Below are 18072 nucleotides of genomic sequence, written 5' to 3'. Positions count from 1 at the left end.
CGCGCCTCAGTAGTTGCCGAGCCCGCCACAGATGTTGATCGCCTGGGCCGTGACCGGGGCCGCCGCGTCGCTGACCAGGTAGGACACCATCGCCGCCACCTCCTCGGGGGTCGTGTAGCGGCCCAGCGGGATCTTGGCCTCGAAGCGGCGCAGCACCTCTTCCTCGGAGATCCCCCAGTGGGCGGCGTACCCCTGCCGGACCCGCTCGGCCATCGGCGTCTCGACGTACCCGGGGCACACCGCGTTGACGGTGATGCCGGTCGGGGCCAGCTCCAGGCCCAGGGCCTTGCTGAAGCCGACGACGCCGTGCTTGGAGGCCGAGTACGGCGCGCCGAGCACGACGCCCTGCTTGCCGCCGGTGGAGGCGATGTTGACGATGCGCCCGAAGGACCGGCCGGCCAGGCCGCCGGCGGACAGGACCTCCCGGGTGACCAGGAAGACCCCGGTGAGGTTGGTGTCGATGACGCTGTGCCACAGCTCGTCGGGGATCTCCGCGGTGACCCCGCCGCCGCTGCGCCCGGCCGCGTTGACCAGGATGTCGACCGGCCCGTACCGGTCGGTCGCGGCGGCGACCAGGGCTCGCACCTCCTGCGCGGACCGCACGTCGCAGCTCGTGCCGTCCACCTCCAGGCCCTCCTCCGCCAGGTCCTTCACGGTGGCGGCCACGTCGGCGGCGGTGCGGGCGCAGATGTAGACCCGGATGCCCGAGCGCGCGAGCGCCCGCGCCACGCACAGGCCGATCCCGCTGGTGGCTCCGGTCACCAGGGCGGTCCTCGGTGCTTGGTCTGTCATGGGGGCTCCCTCCGCGTAAGGTCGGCTCACCGGGCCCCTGCCCGGGCGTCCGCCGTGCCGCGCCGTGCCTCGGCGACATAGCCCGGCAGGTACTTCTCGAACACCCCGGCGTAGTAGCCGGGGCCGAATCCGCACAGCTTCACCTCGGGCACCAACTCGGTGAGCTTGGCGATGGAGATCTCGTGCCTTCCCTCGTCGCGCACCTCGACCAGACGCTTGTCGGCGACCACGCCGAGCCGTCCCTCCAGGTGGGCGACGACGGTCTGCACGGGGATCGCCACGCCCGAGCCGACGTTGACGACCTCCCGCCGCACGCCGAGGGCGAGCAGCCGGTCCAGGCACATCACCACGTCGGCGATGTCGATGAGGTCCCGGCACACTCCGCGGTGGATGTACACGGTGCCGGACAGGATCTGCCGCACGAGCGCCGGCGGGAACTGGTGCGGCCTCTGGTGCGGGCCGACCAGGTGCGTCAGCCGCAGGACCAGGTGGTCCAGCCCCGAGTCGCGCAGTACGGCCTCCATCGCCAGCTTGTGCCGCGCGTACGGCGTGCTGGGGAAGACCGGGCCCCGCTCACGGCCCGGCGGGCCGTGGGTGCCGTACATTCCCTTGGACGCCGTCGACAGGTAGACCAGCCGGCGCCCGCGGGCGCGGCAGCGCTCGACGACCTCGTACAGCATGGTCGCCTCGCGCGCGAAGTCCTCCATCGAGGCGTTCGATCCGCTGGACACGCCCGCCGCGAACACCACGGTCCCGGGGTGCGAGCCGGCGATCGGCTCCAGATTTCGCGCGACGAACCCGCGCCCGACGATCTCCACCGGCTCACTCCTCGCGCTCAACGGTCTCGGTCGAGCATCCGGAGGTCCGTTCGGGCGGGGTTCGACTCCCGCTCGAGCCCGCGCTCCCGTCCCGTCCTCGGCTCTACCTCCAGGAGGGCTCGAGAGCGGCGCCGCACCATGCGGCAGCAGAGACCGAAGGCGAATCCACGGCCCTTCAAGGAGGACGCGGCATGACCGCAGACCAGGCGACAGCCGAGAAGCTCATCGACATGATCATGAACTACTCCCGGGCGCAGCTCGTGCGCACCGCCGTGGAGCTGAACATCGCCGACCGGCTCGCCGGGGGCCCGCGCACCGCGGGCGAGCTCAACGAGGAGATCGGCGGCCACCTCGACGCGCTGAGCCGCTTCCTCAAGGCGTGCACCGCGATCGGCCTGCTGGAGGAGCCCGAGCCCGAGCGGTTCGCGCTCGCGCCGCTCGGGGAGTTCCTGCGGACCGACACCCACGCCGGCTCGGCGATCTCCAAGGTGGCGCTCGGCGCGGCCGGCCCGGGCATGTACCGGATGGGCGAGTACTTCACCGAGGTGGTGATGACCGGGCAGCCGGTCGCCAAGTCGGCCTTCGGCCTGGACTTCTACGACTACTACGCGGCCAACGCGGTCGAGGGCGCCCGGTTCGGCGAGATGATGGCGCTGATGACCCACGGCTGCGCCGAGGCGCTGGCCACCACCTTCGACTTCGGCCCCTACCGGAAGATCATCGACATCGGCGGCGGCCACGGCATGCTGCTCAGCCGCATCCTGGAGGCCGCGCCGCACACCACGGGCGTGGTGTTCGACATGCCCGAGACGGTGGCCGGGGCCCGCACGTACATGGAGGAGCAGGGCCTGGCCGACCGCGCCGAGTTCGTGGCGGGCGACTTCCACTCCGAGCTGCCCTCCGGCGGCGACCTCTACACGATCAAGACGGTGCTGTGCGACTGGGACGACGAGCACGTCGCGCGCATCCTGGCCAACCTGCACCGGGCGACCACGCCGGGCACCGAGGTGCTGCTCATCGACTGGATCATGCCGGCGGACGCCTACGGCAACAAGGACTTCCTCATCGGCCTGTACTTGGGCAGCTTCAACATGCTCGCCCAGTCGGGCGGCAAGATCCGCACGCTGGCGGAGTGGACGGCGCTGATCGAGGGCGCCGGCTTCCAGATCAGCGACACCCTCACCCTGCCCGACCCGCCCACCCACTGGGACGTGCTCCGGCTCACCCGCCGTTAGACGCGGACCAGGGCCCGCGTCCCCGCAGAGGGCGGCGCGGGCCCTTCGCCGTCCCTGGGCGCCGGCGGGGAGGTCAGGAAGGGCGGGCGGCGGCGCCGCTCAGCCGGGGCAGGAAGCCGTCGAGCAGGCAGTCCAGCCCGTAGGCGAAGTCGAGGTCGGGATCGCTCTCCTCGCCCTCCTGCTCGATGAGGCGGCTGAAGGTGGGGTAGCCGCCGCCGGCCACCACCTCCTCGATGTAGGGCTGCACGGTGGCCGCCCACTGCTCCTCGGTCATCCCGTTGCGCCGTTTGGCCTCCTCGCCGGCCAGTTCCTGCAGGACGAAGCCGGTGACGTAGCTGGTCGTGGCGCCGACCATGCGCGCCATCTCGGGCAGGCGCAGCCCGTGCCCGTCGAGGGCGGCCAGGGTGTACTCCAGGTGGCGCAGCGCGTTCGGGCCGAGCGGCGCCCGCGAGGAGGCGGCCGCGACGAACCACGGGTGGCTGCGCAGCACCGCGCGAGTCTGGGTGGCGATGAGCACCAGCGCCGCGCGCCAGTCTCCCGCCGACCGCTCGGGCAGCTCGATCATGCCGTAGACCTCGTCGACCATCAGGTCGAGCAGGTCGTCCTTGTCGGGGATGTGCCGGTAGAGCGACATGGTGCCCGCGCCGAGCCGCACGGCGATGGCGCGCATCGACAGCGCGCCCAGCCCCTCGGCGTCCGCGATCTCGATCGCCGCGGCCACGATCTGCTCCCTGGTCAGCGCCGGGCGGCGGGCCGAGCCGGAACGCCCGAGGCGCGACCACACCAGCCCCGCGCGCGGCGCGGGCCCCCCGCCTTGTCGCTCGCCCATGCGCATCTCCCTTCACGTGCCCGGACGCCCTGCGGCTCCGGCGAGTTCCCCCACCGTCCATTATCCGGGTTGCGTACACCGCACCCTGGGGCGTACGCTCGTATCATAAAGCGTACTTAGTACGCATGACAATGGCGGAGAGGAGGCAGGCGATGGCGGACACAGAGGCTCCCGTGATCGAGGCGGAGGGCCTGCGCAAGCGATACAAGAAGACCATCGCGCTCGACGGCGTCGATCTGGCCATAAAACCCGGCACCATCTGCGGCCTGCTCGGGCCGAACGGCGCGGGCAAGACGACCGTGATCCGCATCCTCACCACCCTGCTCCGCCCCGACGGGGGCACCGCGCGGGTGGCGGGCTACGACACCGTCAAGCAGGCCGAGCTCGTGCGCTACCGCGTCGGGCTCGCCGGCCAGTACGCCGCGGTGGACGAGCTGCTCACCGGCCGCGCCAACCTGGAGATGATCGGCCGCCTGTGCCACCTGCCCCGCAAGGAGGCCCAGCGGCGCGCCGACGAGCTGCTGCACCGCTTCGCCCTCACCGACGCGGCCGAGCGGCTGGCCAAGACCTACTCCGGAGGCATGCGCCGCCGCCTGGACCTGGCGGCCAGCCTCACCGTCGAGCCGCCCATCCTGTTCCTGGACGAGCCCACCACCGGCCTCGACCCGCGCAGCCGCGCGGGCATGTGGACGCTGATCGCCGAGCTGGTCGAGGCCGGCACGACGGTCCTGCTCACCACCCAGTACCTGGAGGAGGCCGACCGCCTGGCCGACCAGATCGTCGTCATCGACGCGGGCAAGGTGCTGGCCACCGGCTCGCCGGCCGAGCTGAAGGCCGCCACCGGAGGCGAGCACGTGGACGTCGTCGTCCGCCGCGACGACGAGGTCGAGACCGCCCGCGCCGCCCTGGCCCGCCTGGCCTCGGCGCGCCCCCGGGTCGAGCGCCACCTGCGGCGCATCACCGTCCCGGTGACCGGCGGGCCCGCGGCCCTGGTCGAGGCGGTCCGCGAGCTGGACGCCCGCTCGGTCGGCATCGACGACATCTCCCTGCGGCGCCCCACCCTCGACGACGTCTTCCTGCGCCTGACCGGGCGGCTCGCCGACCGGTCGGGCGACACCCCCACCACCGACGAACTGACCTCGCAGGGAGCGGCACGATGAGCATCCCCGGCACTCTGGTCCTGCCGCTGCCCCCGCGCGGCTGGCGCTCGCGCCTGCGCTGGACGGTGGCCGACTCGCTGACCATCACCCGGCGCAACCTCAGCCACATCAGGCAGGTGCCCGAGCAACTGATCGACGTCACCCTGCAGCCCATCATGCTGGTGCTGCTGTTCGCCTACGTCTTCGCGGGCGCCATCCACATCAGCGGGGGCGACTACCGCGAGTACCTGGTGCCCGGCATCTTCGTGCAGTCCATCTTCTTCACCGCCGGCGGCACGGCGGTGAACGTCTCGCTGGACATGACCCGCGGCATCAACGACCGGTTCCTGTCGCTGCCGATGGCGCGGTCGGCGGTGCTGCTCGGCCGCACGGTGTCCGACCTGTTCGAAAGCGCCATCAGCCTGGTCATCATGGCGCTGTGCGGGCTCATCGTCGGCTGGCGGGTGCACACCGACCTCGGCTCGGCCGCCGCCGGGTTCGCCATGCTGCTCGTGCTGGCCTACGCGGTGAGCTGGGTGGCGACCTACGTCGGCCTGGTCACCCGCGGGCCCGAGGCCGCGACCGGCGTGACCATGGCCGTGCTGCTGCCGCTGACCTTCGTCGCCAACACCTTCGTGCCGACCGAGGGCATGCCCGCGCTCGTGCGCCCCATCGCCGAGTGGAACCCGATCAGCGCCGCCGCGGCCGGCGCGCGCACGCTGTTCGGCAACCCGAGCGTGATGCCGCAGGGCGGCGCCCCCGCCTGGCCGCTGCAACACCCCGTCCTGGCCACCTTCGCCTGGTCGGCGGTGCTGCTGGCGGTGTTCGCCTCGCTGGCGATCCACCGCTTCCGCAACGCCATGGCCCGCTGACCCCGCCCGCCGGCCCCGTGCGCTGACCCGTCCGCGGGCCTCCGGCGGGGCTCGACCGGCGACCGGCATCGTGACAGGACCCACGACGACAGGAGCGGACATGGATCTGAATCTGCGGGGCCGGTCGGTGCTGGTCACCGGGGCGAGCGGCGGCATCGGGCAGGCCATCGCGCGCGTCTACGCCGCCGAGGGCGCCAAGGTGGCCCTGACCTACCACACCGGCGCGGAACGGGCCGAGAAGCTCGCCGAGGAGCTGACCCGTGGCGGCGCGGCCGACGTCATGACCGTGCGCTACTCGCTGGAGGACCCGGCGACGGTGGCCGCCGCCGTCGCCGCCCTCGAACGCTGGGACGGCCCGGACGTGCTCGTCGCCAACGCGGTCCGCTGGGGCGCCCGGCGCGCCCTCGGGCAGCGGCTATGGGAGGTGCCCGAACACGACTGGGAGCCGGTGATCGGCCACAACGTCGCGCCGACCCTGCGCACCGTCCAGCTCGCGGTCCGCGGCATGGCGGCCCGGCGCTTCGGCCGCGTCGTGCTCATCTCCTCCCACGTCGCGCTCAACGGCCACCCCGGCCAGGAGTTCTACGGGGCGGCCAAGGCGGCGCTGCACGGCTTCTGCCGCAGCCTCGCCTGGGAGGCCGGCGGGGAGGGCGTGCTGGCGAACGTCGTGTGCCCGGGTCTGACCCTCACCGAGCGCGCCCGCACCGGCCTGCCCGACCACGTCAGGGAGGCCGAGGCGGCGCGCACGCCGACCGGCCGGCTGAGCTCGCCCGAAGACGTGGCACGGACGGTGGCCTTCCTCGGCTCCCCGGCCAACGGCAACATCACCGGCCAGCTCCTCACGGTCGCCGGAGGCCGCTAGCGCCCCGGCAAGGAAGGACGATCACCATGCGCATCATGCGGTTGCGTACGACGACCCCCATGGCGGCGGCCCTGCTGTTCGTGCTCCTCGCCGCCCCGGGCGGCTGCGGCGCCGGAGCGGCCATCACCGCCGACTCGGTCGCGCGCATCGGCGCCGGCGCCTTCGCGGACGCCGGCCACCCCCTGGCCGACGGGCTCGACTGCACGGCCAAGTCCAAGGGCGCGGTCAAGTACGACGTCGACTGCACCGGCCGCACCAAGGACGGCAAGAAGGCCACCCTGACCGCCAAGAACGTGGCCGAGGACTCCCACGACGACGACGGCGTCTTCGTCGGCAAGGTGGACGGCAAGACCATCTTCAGCCGTAAGTGCCTCGCCTGCTGATCCTCGACCGGCTTTCGAGAGGCCGCTGTGAGCATGTGGTTCCCACCGGAACGGCCGAAGGGAAAGCCGTGGAACGCCGAATCGTCGACCTCGCGCACGTGGTGGCCGAGGACATGGTCGTGAGCCCGTTCATGCCCAGGCCCGTCATCGGCGCGATGCTCGACCGCGCCCAGTCGGCCCGCTTCCTCGCCGAGGGGGTGTCGTGCCTGATGTCGAAGATCGAGGTGGTCGGGAACACCGGCACCTACCTCAACGCCCCGTACATGTTCCACCAGGACGGCCCCGACCTGGCCGCCCTCGACCTGGCGCGCCTGGTCGACCTGCCCGTGCGGGTCGTCCGGGTGCCCGAGGGCGTCGTCGCGATCGACCCCGAGGCGCTGGGCGAGCTCGGCGACCTCTCCGGCGCGGCGCTGCTGATCAACACCGGCCACGACCGCCACTACGGCGGCGACGCCTTCTTCACCGCCTCGCCCTTCCTGACCGCCGACGCGGTCAAGCACGTGATCGCGGCCGACCCGGTGCTCGTCGGCATCGACTCCCACAACATCGACGACGGGACCGACAACCACAAGCCCGCGCAGAACCTCCTGCTCGGCGCGGGCATGTGCGTCGTGCAGCAGCTCACCCGGCTCGGCGAGCTGCCCGAGCGCGGCGCCCGGCTGACCGTGCTCCCCATGCCCGTCAAGGGCATGGCCAACATCCCCGTCCGCCCAATCGCGCTGACCGGCTGAGCCGCCCCGGGACCGGCACCGAGCCGGGTACGGGGACGGCGCAGGACCGGCCCCGAGCCGGCGCCGAGCCCGTGCAGGCCCGGCGCCGAGCCGGCTCATCCCCGGTCGACCATGCGCATCATCGGCGGGGCGTAACGCTCGCCGGCGGCGCAGCCGGGCGGGAACAGCTCCTCGACGCGGCGCAGCCCGGCGGCGGTCACCGGCGTCGCGGCCGCCGCCGCGTCGCGCTCCAGGTGGCCGGGGTCCAGCGTCCCGGGAATGACCGCGACGTCGCCGCCCCTGGACAGCAGCCAGGCCAGCGCCAGCTCCGCCGCGCCGTGCCCCAGCTCCGCGGCCAGGGCGGCGAACCGCGCGGCGAGGTCCAGGTTGCGGGCCAGCGCCTCGCCCTGGTGGCGCGGGTCGCGGTGACGCCAGTCGTAGGGTGACAGCGCGTCCATGTCGGGCCGCTCCCCGGTGAGCATGCCCAGGCCGAGCGGGCGGTAGGCGACGAACCCGATGCCGAGCCGCCGGCACGCGGGCAGGATCTCCCGCTCCACGTGGCGCTCCCACAGGGAGTACTCGGTCTGCACGGCGGTGAGCGGCTGGACGGCGTGCGCCCGCTCGATCGTCGCCGCGGCGGCCTCGCACAGCCCGACGTGGCGCACCTTGCCCTCCGCCACCAGCTCCGCCATCGCCCCCATGGAGTCCTCCACGGGCACCGCGGGGTCGACGCGCGCCAGGTAGTACAGGTCGATGACGTCGGTGCCCAGCCGTTTGAGCGACGCCTCGCAGGATCGCCGGACCGCCTCAGGGCGCCCGTCCAGGCCGGGCGGGCCCGCGTCGCGGTGCACGACGCCGGTCTTGGTGGCGACGACGGCCTGCTCGCGCCGGCTGCCGAGCAGCCGTCCGAGGGCCTCCTCGCCCACGCCGCCGCCGTAGTAGCCGGCGGTGTCGAACATCCGCACTCCGAGGTCCAGGGCGCGCGCCACGGTGGCCGCCGCCCGCTCCCCGCGCCCGGCCGGCGTGGCCAGGCCCATGCAGCCCAGGCCCACCGCCGGCACCGTCAGTCCCTGTCCCAGGGTCGCCTCGCGCATCGCCGTGCCTCCTCGGTCGTTCAGCCTTCGCTCGTTCAGCCTTCGGTCGTCCAGCGCTCGGTCGTCGAGCCGTCGGTCGTCCAGCGCTCGGTCGTCCAGCGCTCAGTCGTTCAGTCGTTCAGCGCTCAGTCGTTCAGCACGGCGACGGCCCGCGCCCAGCCGGCGCCCGCGCCCGCGATCTTGACGGGGAAGCAGACGACCTGGAAGCCGAACGGCTCGGGCAGCGCGTCCAGGTTCGCCAGCCGCTCGATCTGGCAGTACTCGCGCTGCCTGCCCAGGAAGTGCGCGGGCCACAGCACGCTCGTGTCGCCGGTCTCGTGGTAGGTCCTGATGATGTGCGGGAACGGCGCGTCCAGGCTGAAGGCGTCGGTGCCGATCACCTTCACGCCCATGTCGAGCAGCAGCCGCGTCGCCGGCCCGTCCAGCCCCGTGAAGTCGGTGAAGTAGGCCGGTGTGCCCACCCGGGCCGCCGCACCGGTGTTCAGCAGCACGATGTCGCCCGGGCTCGGGGTGTACCCGATCCTGGCCAGCTCCTTCTCGATCACCGTCGGCCCGGCGGCGCCCGTCCCGAACGAGGTGAGGTCCAGGACCACCCCGGGCGCGAAGAACCACTCCAGCGGCATCGCCTCGATCGTCCTCGGCGTGCCGTAGGAGGCGGCCGAGCCGTAGTGGGCGGGCGCGTCCACGTGGGTGCCGGTGTGCACCGTCAGCGAGAGGGTGTCGTTGTTGAGGAACTCCCCGCCGGGCAGGGCGTCCACGTCGAACTCGATGCCCATGTGGGCGCGCAGTTCCTCGCTCATGTGGCGCGCCCCCTCGGCCGGGGACATGGCCGTGTGGAGGACCGGGTCGGGTTCCCAGAAGCGCGCGTCGATGGGCGAGGACAGGTCGATCAGCCGCATTCCAACTCCCGCGTCACAGGTCGGCGGCCGGCTCGGGCGAGCCGGGGCTCACAGCCGTCACCGTCCACCGCGCTGCTCGAAAGGCGCTCGAGGCGGTCTCCAGCCGGCGCGGTCACGCTGGGCGGGTCACGCCACCACCGCGGAAGGGACGGCCCCATGGTGTTGCCATCGGTCATCGGCACCCTGTCGATCGACGAGCTGCACGTGCGCGTGCAGCGCTTCTACGCCGAGCAGATGCGCCTCCTCGACACCGGAGCCACCGGCGAGTGGGCCGAGACGTTCACCGAGGACGGCACCTTCAGCGTGCCGACGTTCGCCGAACCGGTCCGCGGCCGGGCCGCCATCGCCGCGGGGGCGCGGGAGGCGGCCAGGGCCCGGGCGGCGGCCGGCGTCGTCCACCGCCACTGGATGGGCATGCTCACCGTCGAGCCGGGCGAGGACGGCACCGTCCGCGCCCGCTCCTACGCCCTGGTGATCGAGACCCCGCTGGGGAAGGCGCCGAGCCTGCACCGCAGCACCGTGTGCGAGGACCTCCTGACCCCCTGCGCCGACACCTGGCAGGTCCGCGAACGCGTCGTCACCCGGGACGACCTGCCTGCCCGCTGACCCCCTCGGCCGCCCCGCCCGACGGTCCCGCCCGGCGCCGGCCCTCGCCCGCCGTGCGTGCGGTGCGCGGTGGGACGCGGGCGGCGCCGGCCGTGCGGGCGGGCGGCCGGTGAACGCCGACCGTCCGATGACCCGGCGTTGATCGTCGGCTGACCTTCCTCCCCCTAGCGTTTCGATTCGATGGCCGGCCGTAAGCCGGGTGCTCGGAGCGCGAAGGGGAGTCATGCAGCGGCGCACGTTGCCGGTTCGGTCGCCCGGGGGTCGTAGCTGATGCGGGAGGCCCGACGCGGGGCCGCCCGGCCGCTCCTCGCCGCCTGCGCCCTGACCCTGACGACGACGGTGATGATGACGGTGTCCGCCTGCGCCGGTGAGGGGCCGCGTCCCGCAGCCACGCCGTCCGCCCCGGCGCCCACGGCCGCCGCCGCCGCGCCCGTGCCGCACGGCGGCGCGAAGAAGGCGCCGGCCCGGGACGTCTACGCCGGGGATCGGGCCGGGATGCTCAGTCCGGTCGTCGCCTCATTCCCGTCGCTGGTGTACGTGCCGAACAGCGAGAGCGGCACGGTCAGCGTCATCGATCCCAGGACCTACAAGGTCGTGCGCCATTTCCACGTCGGCCGCCGGCCCCAGCACGTCGTCCCCTCCTGGGACCTGAAGACGTTGTGGGTCAACAACAACGACGGCAACACGCTGACGCCGATCGACCCGGCGACCGGCGAGCCGGGCAAGCCGATCCGGGTCGAGGACCCCTACAACCTGTACTTCACCCCGGACGGCGCATCGGCGCTGGTCATGGCCGAGCGGCTCAACCGGCTGGACTTCCGCGACCCGCACACCTTCGCGTTGCGCGGCTCGCTGCCGATGCCGTGCCGGGGGATCAACCACGCCGACTTCACCGCCGACGGCGAGACGATGCTGGCCAGCTGCGAGTTCTCCGGCCACCTGGTGGCGATCGACCTGGCCCGGCGCAAGGTGCGCGAGGTGGTGAGCCTGCCGCACCGCGGCATGGCCCACCACCCGAACATGCCGCAGGACGTCAAGCTGTCCCCGGACGGCACGACCTTCTACGTCGCCGACATGGCCGCGGGCGGGGTGTGGCTCGTGGACGCCCGGGACTTCAAGGTGGAGGATTTCCTCCAGACCGGCGCCGGCGCCCACGGGCTCTACGTCAGCCGCGACTCGCGGAACCTGTACGTCTCCAACCGGGGCGCGGGCTCGGTGTCGGTGGTGTCCTTCGCCCGCCGCCGCCCGGTGGACACCTGGCGCATCCCCGGCGGGGGCTCGCCGGACATGGGCGGGGTGTCGGCCGACGGCCGGAGGCTGTGGCTGGCCGGCCGCTACCACGGCGTCGTCTACGTCTTCGACACCGAGAAGGGCCGGCTGATCCACACCATCCGCGTCGACGCGGGCCCCCACGGCCTGGCCGTCTACCCCCAGCCGGGCGCCCACTCCCTCGGCCACACGGGCGTCTTCCGGTAAGGCGCCCGCGCCGCGGCGCTCAGCCCACCGGGACCTGGTAGTCCCTGGCGAGGTCGGAGACGGCGGCCTCCTTGAGGATGACCGTGCCGCCGACCGCCGTCTTGTCCGGGACGACGACGTAGGAGGCGCGGGAGGCCGGCTGGTCGACGTGGGAGAAGTCCATCGGCCGGCCGAATCCGCCGTCCCAGGACGGCTGCGACCGGTGCGCCCTGACGATGCCGTCGCGGCTGAGGTCCTTGTTCGCGCACGCCTGCTTCAGCGCGTCACCCACGATCATCGCCGCGCCGTAGCCCGCGCCGACGCCGCTGTCGACGGGCTGCCCGGGGTACTTGGCCCGGTAGTCGGCCACCAGTTTCTGGACGGCCGGGATGGGCGCGCTCATGGGCGCCGCGGCGGTCATGACGTAGAAGCTCTTCAGCAGCGCGGGCGCGGCCGGGGTGCCGAGCAACTGCGGGCTGTAGGCCGAGTTGCTGCCGACGAACGGGATGTCCATGCCCTTGGCGACGGCCACGCCGACCAGGGAGGCCGCCTGCCTCGGGCCCGCCGACACCATGATCGCCTTGACGCCGGCGTCCTTGAACGCCGACACCTGGGCGCTCATGTCCTGGTCGGTGGCCTTGATCTTCTGCTCGACGACGGTGAGCCCCAGCTTGCCGGCGGCGTACTTGGACCCGTTGAGCGCGCTCGCGCCGTAGTCGCCCTCGAAGTACAGGTGACCGATCTTGTCGCCGGACCGGATGCCCTTGTCCTTGGCGAGGAAGTCCACCCCGTTGATCATGTCGATGTCGTAGGTGGTGCCGGTGACCTGGATGGCCTGCCCGCCGAGCAGGCTGGTGGCCCAGGCCATGGGCAGCGTCAGCATCTTGTCGTCCTCGATGCGCCGCTTGAGCGCCGTGACCATCGGCGAGCCGATGAACTGGGGGACGGCCGCGGACTTCGGCGCGATCTCGGTGTAGGCGGCCACCGCCTTCTGCACGTCGTAGCCGTGGTCGCGGACGATGCCCGCGAGCTTGCGCCCGCACACCCCGCCCGCCGCGTTGGCCTGCTCGAAGTACAGCTGCTGCGCCTGGGTGAGGCTCTTGCCGAAGGAGGCGTAGGGGCCGGTCAGGTCGGTGAGGATGCCGAGGGTGATGGCGTCGGCGCTCACGCCGGGGCCGGTCTTCACCCCGTCTCCGCCGGTGGCGGGCTCGCCGCCCGTGGCCTTGCCGCTCGCGCACGCGCCGGCCGTCAGCGCGAGCGCGAGCGCGGCCAGCGGGACGCCTGCCGTACGCATGCCGGATCTGCCCATGTCAGCTCCTGGTGTCGGGGGAGGGAGAGGGAGTGGGGGAGTGGGGGGCGGGCGCCCGCGGGGCGCGGGCGAGGAGGGTCACCCGGGCGCCGGCCGCCGCGCGCAGCCGGGCGAGCAGCCCGGCCAGGCCGCCGGGCAGGAAGAGCACCACGGCGACCACGGCGGCGCCGTACAGGATGCGGGCCGCCTCGGCGGGGGAGAGGCCGCCGGAGCCCGGCTCGGCGATGAGCGGCAGGTCGTCGCTGTAGCGGGTGAGGAGCTGGGGCAGCACCGAGACGAACACCGCGCCGAGGACCGCGCCGCCGACCGACCCCAGGCCGCCGATGACGATCATGGCGAGGTAGTCGAGGGACAGCAGCACGCCGAAGTAGTCCGGCACGGTCCGCTGGAACACCAGGGCGAGCATCACCCCGGCCAGCCCGCCGTACATGGACGACAGCACGAACACCCCGGCCCGATAGCGGGCGACCGGGACGCCCATGACCCCGGCGGCGATCTCGTGGTCGCGGATGGTGTTCATCGCCCGGCCGGGCCGCCCCCGCAGCACTCCCCGGGCGAACGCCGCGGCGCCGAGCACGAGCAGCAGTCCGAGGAACCACAGCCGCTCCAGCGAGCCGAACGGCACGCCGAACAGCACCAGGGACGGGGTGTCGGCGAAGACCAGCCCGAACAGCTCCATCGGCGGGACGGCCCGCCCGTTGTACCCGCCGGTGAGCGGTTCGGCGTTGAACAGCACATGCTGGCCGAGGAAGATCAGCGCCAGCGTGGCGATGCCCAGGTAGGCGCCCTTCAGCCGCCCGGCGATCGGGCTGAACAGCCCGCCGGCCACCCCGGCCGTCAGCACCGCGAGCGCCGCGGCGAGCGGGGTGGGCAGCCCGAGACCCGCCGCCGCGTGCGAGGCGCCCGCGGCCGGGGCGTCGGCGAAGTAGACGTAGGAGTAGGCGCCGACGGCGAGGAAGAAGGCGTGGCCCATCGACAGCTGCCCGGTCGAGCCGGTCAGCAGGGCGATGCCGATGGCGCCGACCGCCGCCGACATCGCGAACAGCCCGGTCTGCAGCCAGAACCCCTCCAGGTAGAAGGGGATCGCGATCGCGGCCGCCGCCCCGGCGGCCCACACCAGTGCCCGGCGCGCCCGGGAGCGGCCGTCAGACACGGACGGTCTCCCTGGTGCCGAACAGGCCGGCCGGGCGCAGCAGCAGGATGACGACCATGACCAGGAACGGCGCGACGTCGCCGATGCCGCGCCCGAGGAAGGCGAGCTGGTTCTGGTAGCCGCTCATCAGCGCCTCGGTGACCCCGACGATCAGGCCCCCGGCCAGCGCGCCGGTGGTGGAGTCCAGCCCGCCGAGGATGGCCGCGGGGAACGCCTTGATCGCGGCCAGGGAGGTGCCGCGGTCCAGCCCGGGCGTGGGGAACACGCACAGGAACAGCGCGGCCACCGCCGCGAGGGCCCCGGCGACCGCCCACGCGCTCAGCGAGACCCGGCCGAGGCGGATGCCCATCAGGGCGGCGGTCTCGGCGTCCTCGGCGGTCGCGCGCATCGCGATGCCCCAGCCGGTGTACTTGAACGCCAGCAGGAACAGCGTGATCAGCGTCGCGGCCGTGCCGAGCGCGACCAGTCGCGTCTCGGCGACGGTCACCTGGCCGAGGTGGACGACCGCGTCGCCCCAGGGGTCGCCGAGCGCGAGGATCTCGGTGCCGATCTGGCGGGTCAGCTCGGTGGTCAGGACGATGTCGACGCCGATCGTCACGATGGCCAGCACGTTGTGGGACCCGGCGCCGGCCCGCCGGATGATGAGGAACTCGATCAGCGCCCCCACCGCCGCCGCGGCGGCGACGCCCACCAGCAGCGCGGCCCAGAAGCCGGTGACCGGCTGGAGCCGGGCCACCAGGTAGCCGCCGGCCAGCAGCAGCGAGGCGTGGGCGAAGTTCACCACCTCGGTGGCCTTGAAGATGACGACGAAGCCGAGGGCGATGAGCGCGTAGACGGCCCCGATGGAGATCCCGTTGAGCAGGAGCTCCAGGAATGTGATCACTTGTCCTCCTGGTCGGCGCTCGGGCCGAGGTAGGCCCGGATGACCTCGGGGTCGTCCTGCACCTGTCCGGGCGTGCCGTCGGCGATGCGGCGCCCGAAGTCGAGCACGGTGATCCGGTCGGCCAGGCGCATGACCATGCCCATGTCGTGCTCGACCAGCAGGACCGAGATGCCGAGGCCGCGGCGGACCTCGGCGATCAGCCCGGCCATCTCGGCCCGCTCGCCGGCGTTCATCCCGGCCACCGGTTCGTCCAGCAGCAGCAGCCGCGGCTCCATGCACAGGGCGCGGGCCAGTTCCACGCGCTTGCGCACCCCGTAGGGCAGCAGCCCGACCGGCGTGCCGAGCAGGCCGCCGAGGCCCGCGAAGTCGGCGATCTCGGCCGCCCGCTCCCGGTGCCGCGCCCATTCGCGGCGGGCGGCGGGCAGCCGCAGGCCGGAGGAGACGAACCCGGCCCGGGTCAGCCGGTGCCGTCCGAGCATCAGGTTGTCGATCACCGGCTGGTGACCGGACAGGGCGATGTTCTGGAACGTCCGCGCGACCCCGAGCGCGGCGATGCGGTGCGGCGCCAGCGCCGTGAGCTCTGTGCCGGCGAAGCGGACGCTGCCCGAGGCCGCCCGGTACACCCCCGACAGCACGTTGAAGCAGGTGGACTTGCCCGCGCCGTTCGGCCCGATGACCGCGTGGACGCTGCCGGGCGCCACGGTGAAGCTCACCTCCGACAGCGCGGTCAGCCCCGCGAACCGCACCGTCACCTGCCGGACCTCCAGCAGCGCCGGGTCACTCGTCCCGCCCCGCGGCCCAGGCATACCGTCCGGTTGGTATGACGGGGTCATCCCTGCCACCTCCCGATCGCCCGCCGTCCGGCGGGGCCGTCCAGGGGCCGGCCGTCCGCCGGGTCGCCCATGCCGAGGTAGCGCCGCCGCACCTCGTCGCCCGCGGCCAGTTCGGCGGCGGGACCCTCCAGTGCCACCTCGCCGACCTCCAGCACATAGGCGTAGGAGGCCAGCGACAGCGCCGGCGCCACGTTCTGCTCGATCAGCAGCACCGAGGTGCCGCGCGCGTTGATCTCCCTGACCGTCTCGGCGATGCGGGTGGCCATCATCGGCGCCAGGCCCAGCGTCGGTTCGTCCAGCAGCAGCATCGACGGGCGCGCCATCAGGGCCCGGCCGATCGCGAGCATCTGCTGCTCGCCGCCCGACAGCAGTCCCGCCCGCTGGTGGGCCCGCTCCGCCAGCACCGGGAACAGGCCGAGGACCTCCTCGCGCGCCGCCGCGGAGCGCCGGCCGCCGCCGAGTCCGCCGGCGCGCAGGTTCTCCTCGACGGTCATCCGGGCGAACACCCGCCGGCCCTCGGGGACCTGCGTCACCCCGCGCGCCACCACGGCCGGGGCCGCGAGCCCCGACAGTCGTGTCCCCGCCCAGCGGACCGTCCCGCCGCCGATCGCGCCCCGGTGGAAGCGCAGCGTCCCGGAGATGGCCCGCAGAAGCGTGCTCTTGCCCGCGCCGTTCGCGCCCAGGACGGCGACGATCGCCCCGGGAGGCACCCGTAAGGACACCCCGCGCAGCGCGGGAACCGCTCCGTAGCTCACCGCCAGTCCGCTGACCGTGAGCCCGGCGTCGGCCGGGGGCGCCGTGGCCGCCATCGCTCCTCCTTCGGGTCGGTGAGCCACATACGAACGCCGCTCGCGCACCGTCGTCCAGATGCGGCGGTGAAGTCGCAACCGGTGCCCACCGCCGCAGGAGGGCCGTTGTGCGCCCGCACAACGGCGCGTCACGAAACGAAACCGAACCTTGTTCCGTCCGGGCGGCGGATGGCAATCTACGAAAGATGCCCGCCAAGCGAAACGAGCACGTTGACGACGATGTGCGGCACGTCCTGCGCATCGTCGCCGCCCGGCTGCTCGAACGGCTCCCGGAGCTGGCCGACGAGCTGGTGGCCCGGGTGCGCGAAGGCGACGAGGCCTACCGCAGGCTCGTCTCGCCGGAGGAGCACCGACAGAGCACGGAAGAGGGCCTGCGCATCGGCATCTCCGCCATCCTGCAACGGCCCCAGAAGCGCCGCGACCTGGAATTCGCCCGGTCCATGGCCCGCCGCCGCGCCGAGCAGGGGCTGCCCATGGACTCCCTCATGCGCATGTACCGCCTGGCGGCGCAGGTCACCTGGGCCGGGTTCGTCGACCTGGTCGAACGCGAGCACCCCGAACTGCTCGGCGCGCTCGTGCGCACCGCCACCCACGTCTGGCACGCCATCGACCGGCAGGCGCTGACCGCGGCCGAGACCTACCGGCGGCGCGAGAAGGAACTGCTCGGCCGCGGCACCGAGCGGGTGAACGCGCTGCTGGACGACCTGCTGGAGGGGACCGGCGACGCCGCCGTCGCCCGCTCGGCCGCCGCCGCCCTCGACCTGCCCGAGCGCGGGCGTTATGCGGTCGTCACAATCAGGCTGCCGGTCCGTCAGGGTCCCTGCGCCGACTCCCACTCCGAGACGCTCGGCGCGATGCGGCTGATCTGGCGCATGCGCACCCACTACGAGGTCGCCGTCGTGGCGCTCGGCGACGGCACCCTCGACCACCTGGTCGAGGGCATGGCCCCGGTGGTCTGCGGCCCGGCGGGGGTCAGCCCGGTCGTGGAAGGGCTGGAGGAGCTGGCCTCGGCCAGGAAGCTCGCCGAGCTGGCCATGCGCACCTGCGCGGGATGCGGGCCCGAGATCGCCCGGCTGGACCGGCGGCTGCCGGCCGCGCTGGTGGTCGCCCAGCCCGAGCTGTCCGGCCGGCTGACCGGCGAGGTGCTCGGCGCGCTGCTCGCGCTGGACGCGGCCGACCGCGAGGTGCTGCTGGCCACCCTGTCGGCCTGGCTGCGCTGCGAGGGCTCGGCCGTGCGCGCCGCCGGCCAGCTGTACTGCCACCGCAACACGGTCTTCAACCGCATCCGCCGCGTCGAGCGGCTCACCGGGCGCTCGGTGTCGCGTCCCCGCGACATCGTCGAGCTCGCCCTGGCCCTGGAGGCCGTCCGCCTCCTCCCGGCCGGCTGACCG

Annotated in this window: 19 protein-coding genes; 9 read left to right on the top strand and 10 right to left on the bottom strand. The window is 73.4% G+C overall.

From position 1 onward, the window contains the following. Window positions 1-6: 6 nt before the first annotated feature. Both fabG and ACWEN6_RS37165 read right to left on the bottom strand, forming a co-directional pair. A complete protein-coding gene (gene fabG / locus ACWEN6_RS37170) occupies window positions 7-792 on the bottom strand; it encodes a 3-oxoacyl-ACP reductase FabG (RefSeq protein ID WP_380826511.1) in 786 nt (261 codons plus the stop codon). Between the two features lie 26 nt (window positions 793-818). Further along, complete coding sequence (locus ACWEN6_RS37165; protein WP_452576678.1) at window positions 819-1610, bottom strand: NAD-dependent epimerase/dehydratase family protein; 792 nt, start codon at window positions 1608-1610, stop codon at window positions 819-821. Window positions 1611-1801: 191 nt separating this feature from the next. Here ACWEN6_RS37165 and ACWEN6_RS37160 point away from each other — a divergent pair, with 191 nt between their 5' ends. Next, window positions 1802-2845, top strand: coding sequence for a methyltransferase (locus ACWEN6_RS37160; RefSeq protein ID WP_452576677.1), 1044 nt, complete (start codon window positions 1802-1804; stop codon window positions 2843-2845). 73 nt (window positions 2846-2918) lie between these two features. On the opposite strand, the gene ACWEN6_RS37155 is transcribed toward ACWEN6_RS37160, so the two are convergent. Then, the gene (locus tag ACWEN6_RS37155) at window positions 2919-3674 is read right to left on the bottom strand and encodes a TetR/AcrR family transcriptional regulator (protein WP_452576676.1); all 756 of its coding nucleotides are present in this window, start codon (window positions 3672-3674) and stop codon (window positions 2919-2921) included. A 152-nt stretch (window positions 3675-3826) separates the two neighbouring features. Between ACWEN6_RS37155 and ACWEN6_RS37150 the strand changes: the two genes are divergently transcribed. The 5 genes from ACWEN6_RS37150 to ACWEN6_RS37130 all read left to right on the top strand — a co-directional run bounded on the left by ACWEN6_RS37150 (window position 3827) and on the right by ACWEN6_RS37130 (window position 7661). Beyond that, window positions 3827-4834 (top strand): ATP-binding cassette domain-containing protein, encoded by a 1008-nt coding sequence (locus ACWEN6_RS37150; RefSeq protein WP_354836378.1) that lies wholly within the window; start codon window positions 3827-3829, stop codon window positions 4832-4834. Then, complete coding sequence (locus ACWEN6_RS37145) at window positions 4831-5685, top strand: ABC transporter permease (protein WP_354836376.1); 855 nt, start codon at window positions 4831-4833, stop codon at window positions 5683-5685. The genes ACWEN6_RS37150 and ACWEN6_RS37145 overlap by 4 nt, the downstream gene beginning before the upstream one ends. Before the next feature lie 100 nt (window positions 5686-5785). Next, window positions 5786-6547 (top strand): SDR family NAD(P)-dependent oxidoreductase, encoded by a 762-nt coding sequence (locus ACWEN6_RS37140; protein WP_452576675.1) that lies wholly within the window; start codon window positions 5786-5788, stop codon window positions 6545-6547. 35 nt (window positions 6548-6582) lie between these two features. After that, on the top strand, window positions 6583-6930 hold the full coding sequence (locus tag ACWEN6_RS37135; RefSeq protein ID WP_452576674.1) for a hypothetical protein: 348 nt from the start codon (window positions 6583-6585) through the stop codon (window positions 6928-6930). Window positions 6931-6998: 68 nt separating this feature from the next. After that, complete coding sequence (locus ACWEN6_RS37130) at window positions 6999-7661, top strand: cyclase family protein (RefSeq protein ID WP_452576673.1); 663 nt, start codon at window positions 6999-7001, stop codon at window positions 7659-7661. Window positions 7662-7756: 95 nt separating this feature from the next. Here the strand turns inward: ACWEN6_RS37130 and ACWEN6_RS37125 are convergent, their stop codons facing one another. Beyond that, window positions 7757-8734, bottom strand: coding sequence for an aldo/keto reductase (locus tag ACWEN6_RS37125; protein ID WP_452576672.1), 978 nt, complete (start codon window positions 8732-8734; stop codon window positions 7757-7759). 125 nt (window positions 8735-8859) lie between these two features. Then, on the bottom strand, window positions 8860-9633 hold the full coding sequence (locus ACWEN6_RS37120) for a cyclase family protein (RefSeq protein WP_452576671.1): 774 nt from the start codon (window positions 9631-9633) through the stop codon (window positions 8860-8862). A gap of 156 nt (window positions 9634-9789) precedes the next feature. On the opposite strand from ACWEN6_RS37120, the gene ACWEN6_RS37115 reads away from it, so the two are divergent. Then, window positions 9790-10239, top strand: a complete 450-nt coding sequence (locus ACWEN6_RS37115; RefSeq protein ID WP_452576670.1) for a nuclear transport factor 2 family protein — start codon at window positions 9790-9792, stop codon at window positions 10237-10239. 270 nt (window positions 10240-10509) lie between these two features. Next, window positions 10510-11715 (top strand): YVTN family beta-propeller repeat protein, encoded by a 1206-nt coding sequence (locus ACWEN6_RS37110; protein WP_452576669.1) that lies wholly within the window; start codon window positions 10510-10512, stop codon window positions 11713-11715. 19 nt (window positions 11716-11734) lie between these two features. Here the strand turns inward: ACWEN6_RS37110 and ACWEN6_RS37105 are convergent, their stop codons facing one another. Genes ACWEN6_RS37105 through ACWEN6_RS37085 form a run of 5 tightly spaced genes read right to left on the bottom strand, consistent with a single transcriptional unit; the run spans window position 11735 to window position 16681 of the window. Further along, window positions 11735-13003 (bottom strand): ABC transporter substrate-binding protein, encoded by a 1269-nt coding sequence (locus ACWEN6_RS37105; RefSeq protein WP_452576668.1) that lies wholly within the window; start codon window positions 13001-13003, stop codon window positions 11735-11737. A 1-nt stretch (window position 13004) separates the two neighbouring features. After that, the gene (locus ACWEN6_RS37100; RefSeq protein ID WP_452576667.1) at window positions 13005-14156 is read right to left on the bottom strand and encodes a branched-chain amino acid ABC transporter permease; all 1152 of its coding nucleotides are present in this window, start codon (window positions 14154-14156) and stop codon (window positions 13005-13007) included. After that, window positions 14149-15039 (bottom strand): branched-chain amino acid ABC transporter permease, encoded by an 891-nt coding sequence (locus ACWEN6_RS37095; RefSeq protein ID WP_354836356.1) that lies wholly within the window; start codon window positions 15037-15039, stop codon window positions 14149-14151. The genes ACWEN6_RS37100 and ACWEN6_RS37095 overlap by 8 nt, the downstream gene beginning before the upstream one ends. Continuing rightward, window positions 15036-15845 (bottom strand): ABC transporter ATP-binding protein, encoded by an 810-nt coding sequence (locus ACWEN6_RS37090; RefSeq protein ID WP_452576666.1) that lies wholly within the window; start codon window positions 15843-15845, stop codon window positions 15036-15038. The genes ACWEN6_RS37095 and ACWEN6_RS37090 overlap by 4 nt, the downstream gene beginning before the upstream one ends. Window positions 15846-15868: 23 nt before the next feature. Continuing rightward, the gene (locus ACWEN6_RS37085) at window positions 15869-16681 is read right to left on the bottom strand and encodes an ABC transporter ATP-binding protein (protein WP_452576665.1); all 813 of its coding nucleotides are present in this window, start codon (window positions 16679-16681) and stop codon (window positions 15869-15871) included. Between the two features lie 185 nt (window positions 16682-16866). On the opposite strand from ACWEN6_RS37085, the gene ACWEN6_RS37080 reads away from it, so the two are divergent. Continuing rightward, entirely contained in the window at window positions 16867-18069 is a 1203-nt protein-coding gene (locus tag ACWEN6_RS37080; RefSeq protein WP_452576664.1) for a PucR family transcriptional regulator, read from the top strand. Window positions 18070-18072 lie beyond the last annotated feature (3 nt).

The organism is Sphaerisporangium sp. NPDC004334 (assembly GCF_053602655.1).
This window is presented reverse-complemented; position numbering and strand designations above follow the sequence as displayed.

Bases quoted from the DNA above. Each gene is read 5' to 3' on its own strand.
- ACWEN6_RS37140 (WP_452576675.1), top strand. From the start codon at position 5,786: ATGGATCTGAATCTGCGGGGCCGGTCGGTGCTGGTCACCGGGGCGAGC.
- ACWEN6_RS37105 (WP_452576668.1), bottom strand. From the start codon at position 13,003: ATGGGCAGATCCGGCATGCGTACGGCAGGCGTCCCGCTGGCCGCGCTC.
- ACWEN6_RS37125 (WP_452576672.1), bottom strand. From the start codon at position 8,734: ATGCGCGAGGCGACCCTGGGACAGGGACTGACGGTGCCGGCGGTGGGC.
- ACWEN6_RS37115 (WP_452576670.1), top strand. From the start codon at position 9,790: ATGGTGTTGCCATCGGTCATCGGCACCCTGTCGATCGACGAGCTGCAC.
- ACWEN6_RS37135 (WP_452576674.1), top strand. From the start codon at position 6,583: ATGCGGTTGCGTACGACGACCCCCATGGCGGCGGCCCTGCTGTTCGTG.
- fabG (WP_380826511.1), bottom strand. From the start codon at position 792: ATGACAGACCAAGCACCGAGGACCGCCCTGGTGACCGGAGCCACCAGC.
- ACWEN6_RS37085 (WP_452576665.1), bottom strand. From the start codon at position 16,681: ATGGCGGCCACGGCGCCCCCGGCCGACGCCGGGCTCACGGTCAGCGGA.
- ACWEN6_RS37160 (WP_452576677.1), top strand. From the start codon at position 1,802: ATGACCGCAGACCAGGCGACAGCCGAGAAGCTCATCGACATGATCATG.
- ACWEN6_RS37090 (WP_452576666.1), bottom strand. From the start codon at position 15,845: ATGCCTGGGCCGCGGGGCGGGACGAGTGACCCGGCGCTGCTGGAGGTC.
- ACWEN6_RS37080 (WP_452576664.1), top strand. From the start codon at position 16,867: ATGCCCGCCAAGCGAAACGAGCACGTTGACGACGATGTGCGGCACGTC.
- ACWEN6_RS37110 (WP_452576669.1), top strand. From the start codon at position 10,510: ATGCGGGAGGCCCGACGCGGGGCCGCCCGGCCGCTCCTCGCCGCCTGC.
- ACWEN6_RS37120 (WP_452576671.1), bottom strand. From the start codon at position 9,633: ATGCGGCTGATCGACCTGTCCTCGCCCATCGACGCGCGCTTCTGGGAA.
- ACWEN6_RS37155 (WP_452576676.1), bottom strand. From the start codon at position 3,674: ATGGGCGAGCGACAAGGCGGGGGGCCCGCGCCGCGCGCGGGGCTGGTG.
- ACWEN6_RS37145 (WP_354836376.1), top strand. From the start codon at position 4,831: ATGAGCATCCCCGGCACTCTGGTCCTGCCGCTGCCCCCGCGCGGCTGG.
- ACWEN6_RS37150 (WP_354836378.1), top strand. From the start codon at position 3,827: ATGGCGGACACAGAGGCTCCCGTGATCGAGGCGGAGGGCCTGCGCAAG.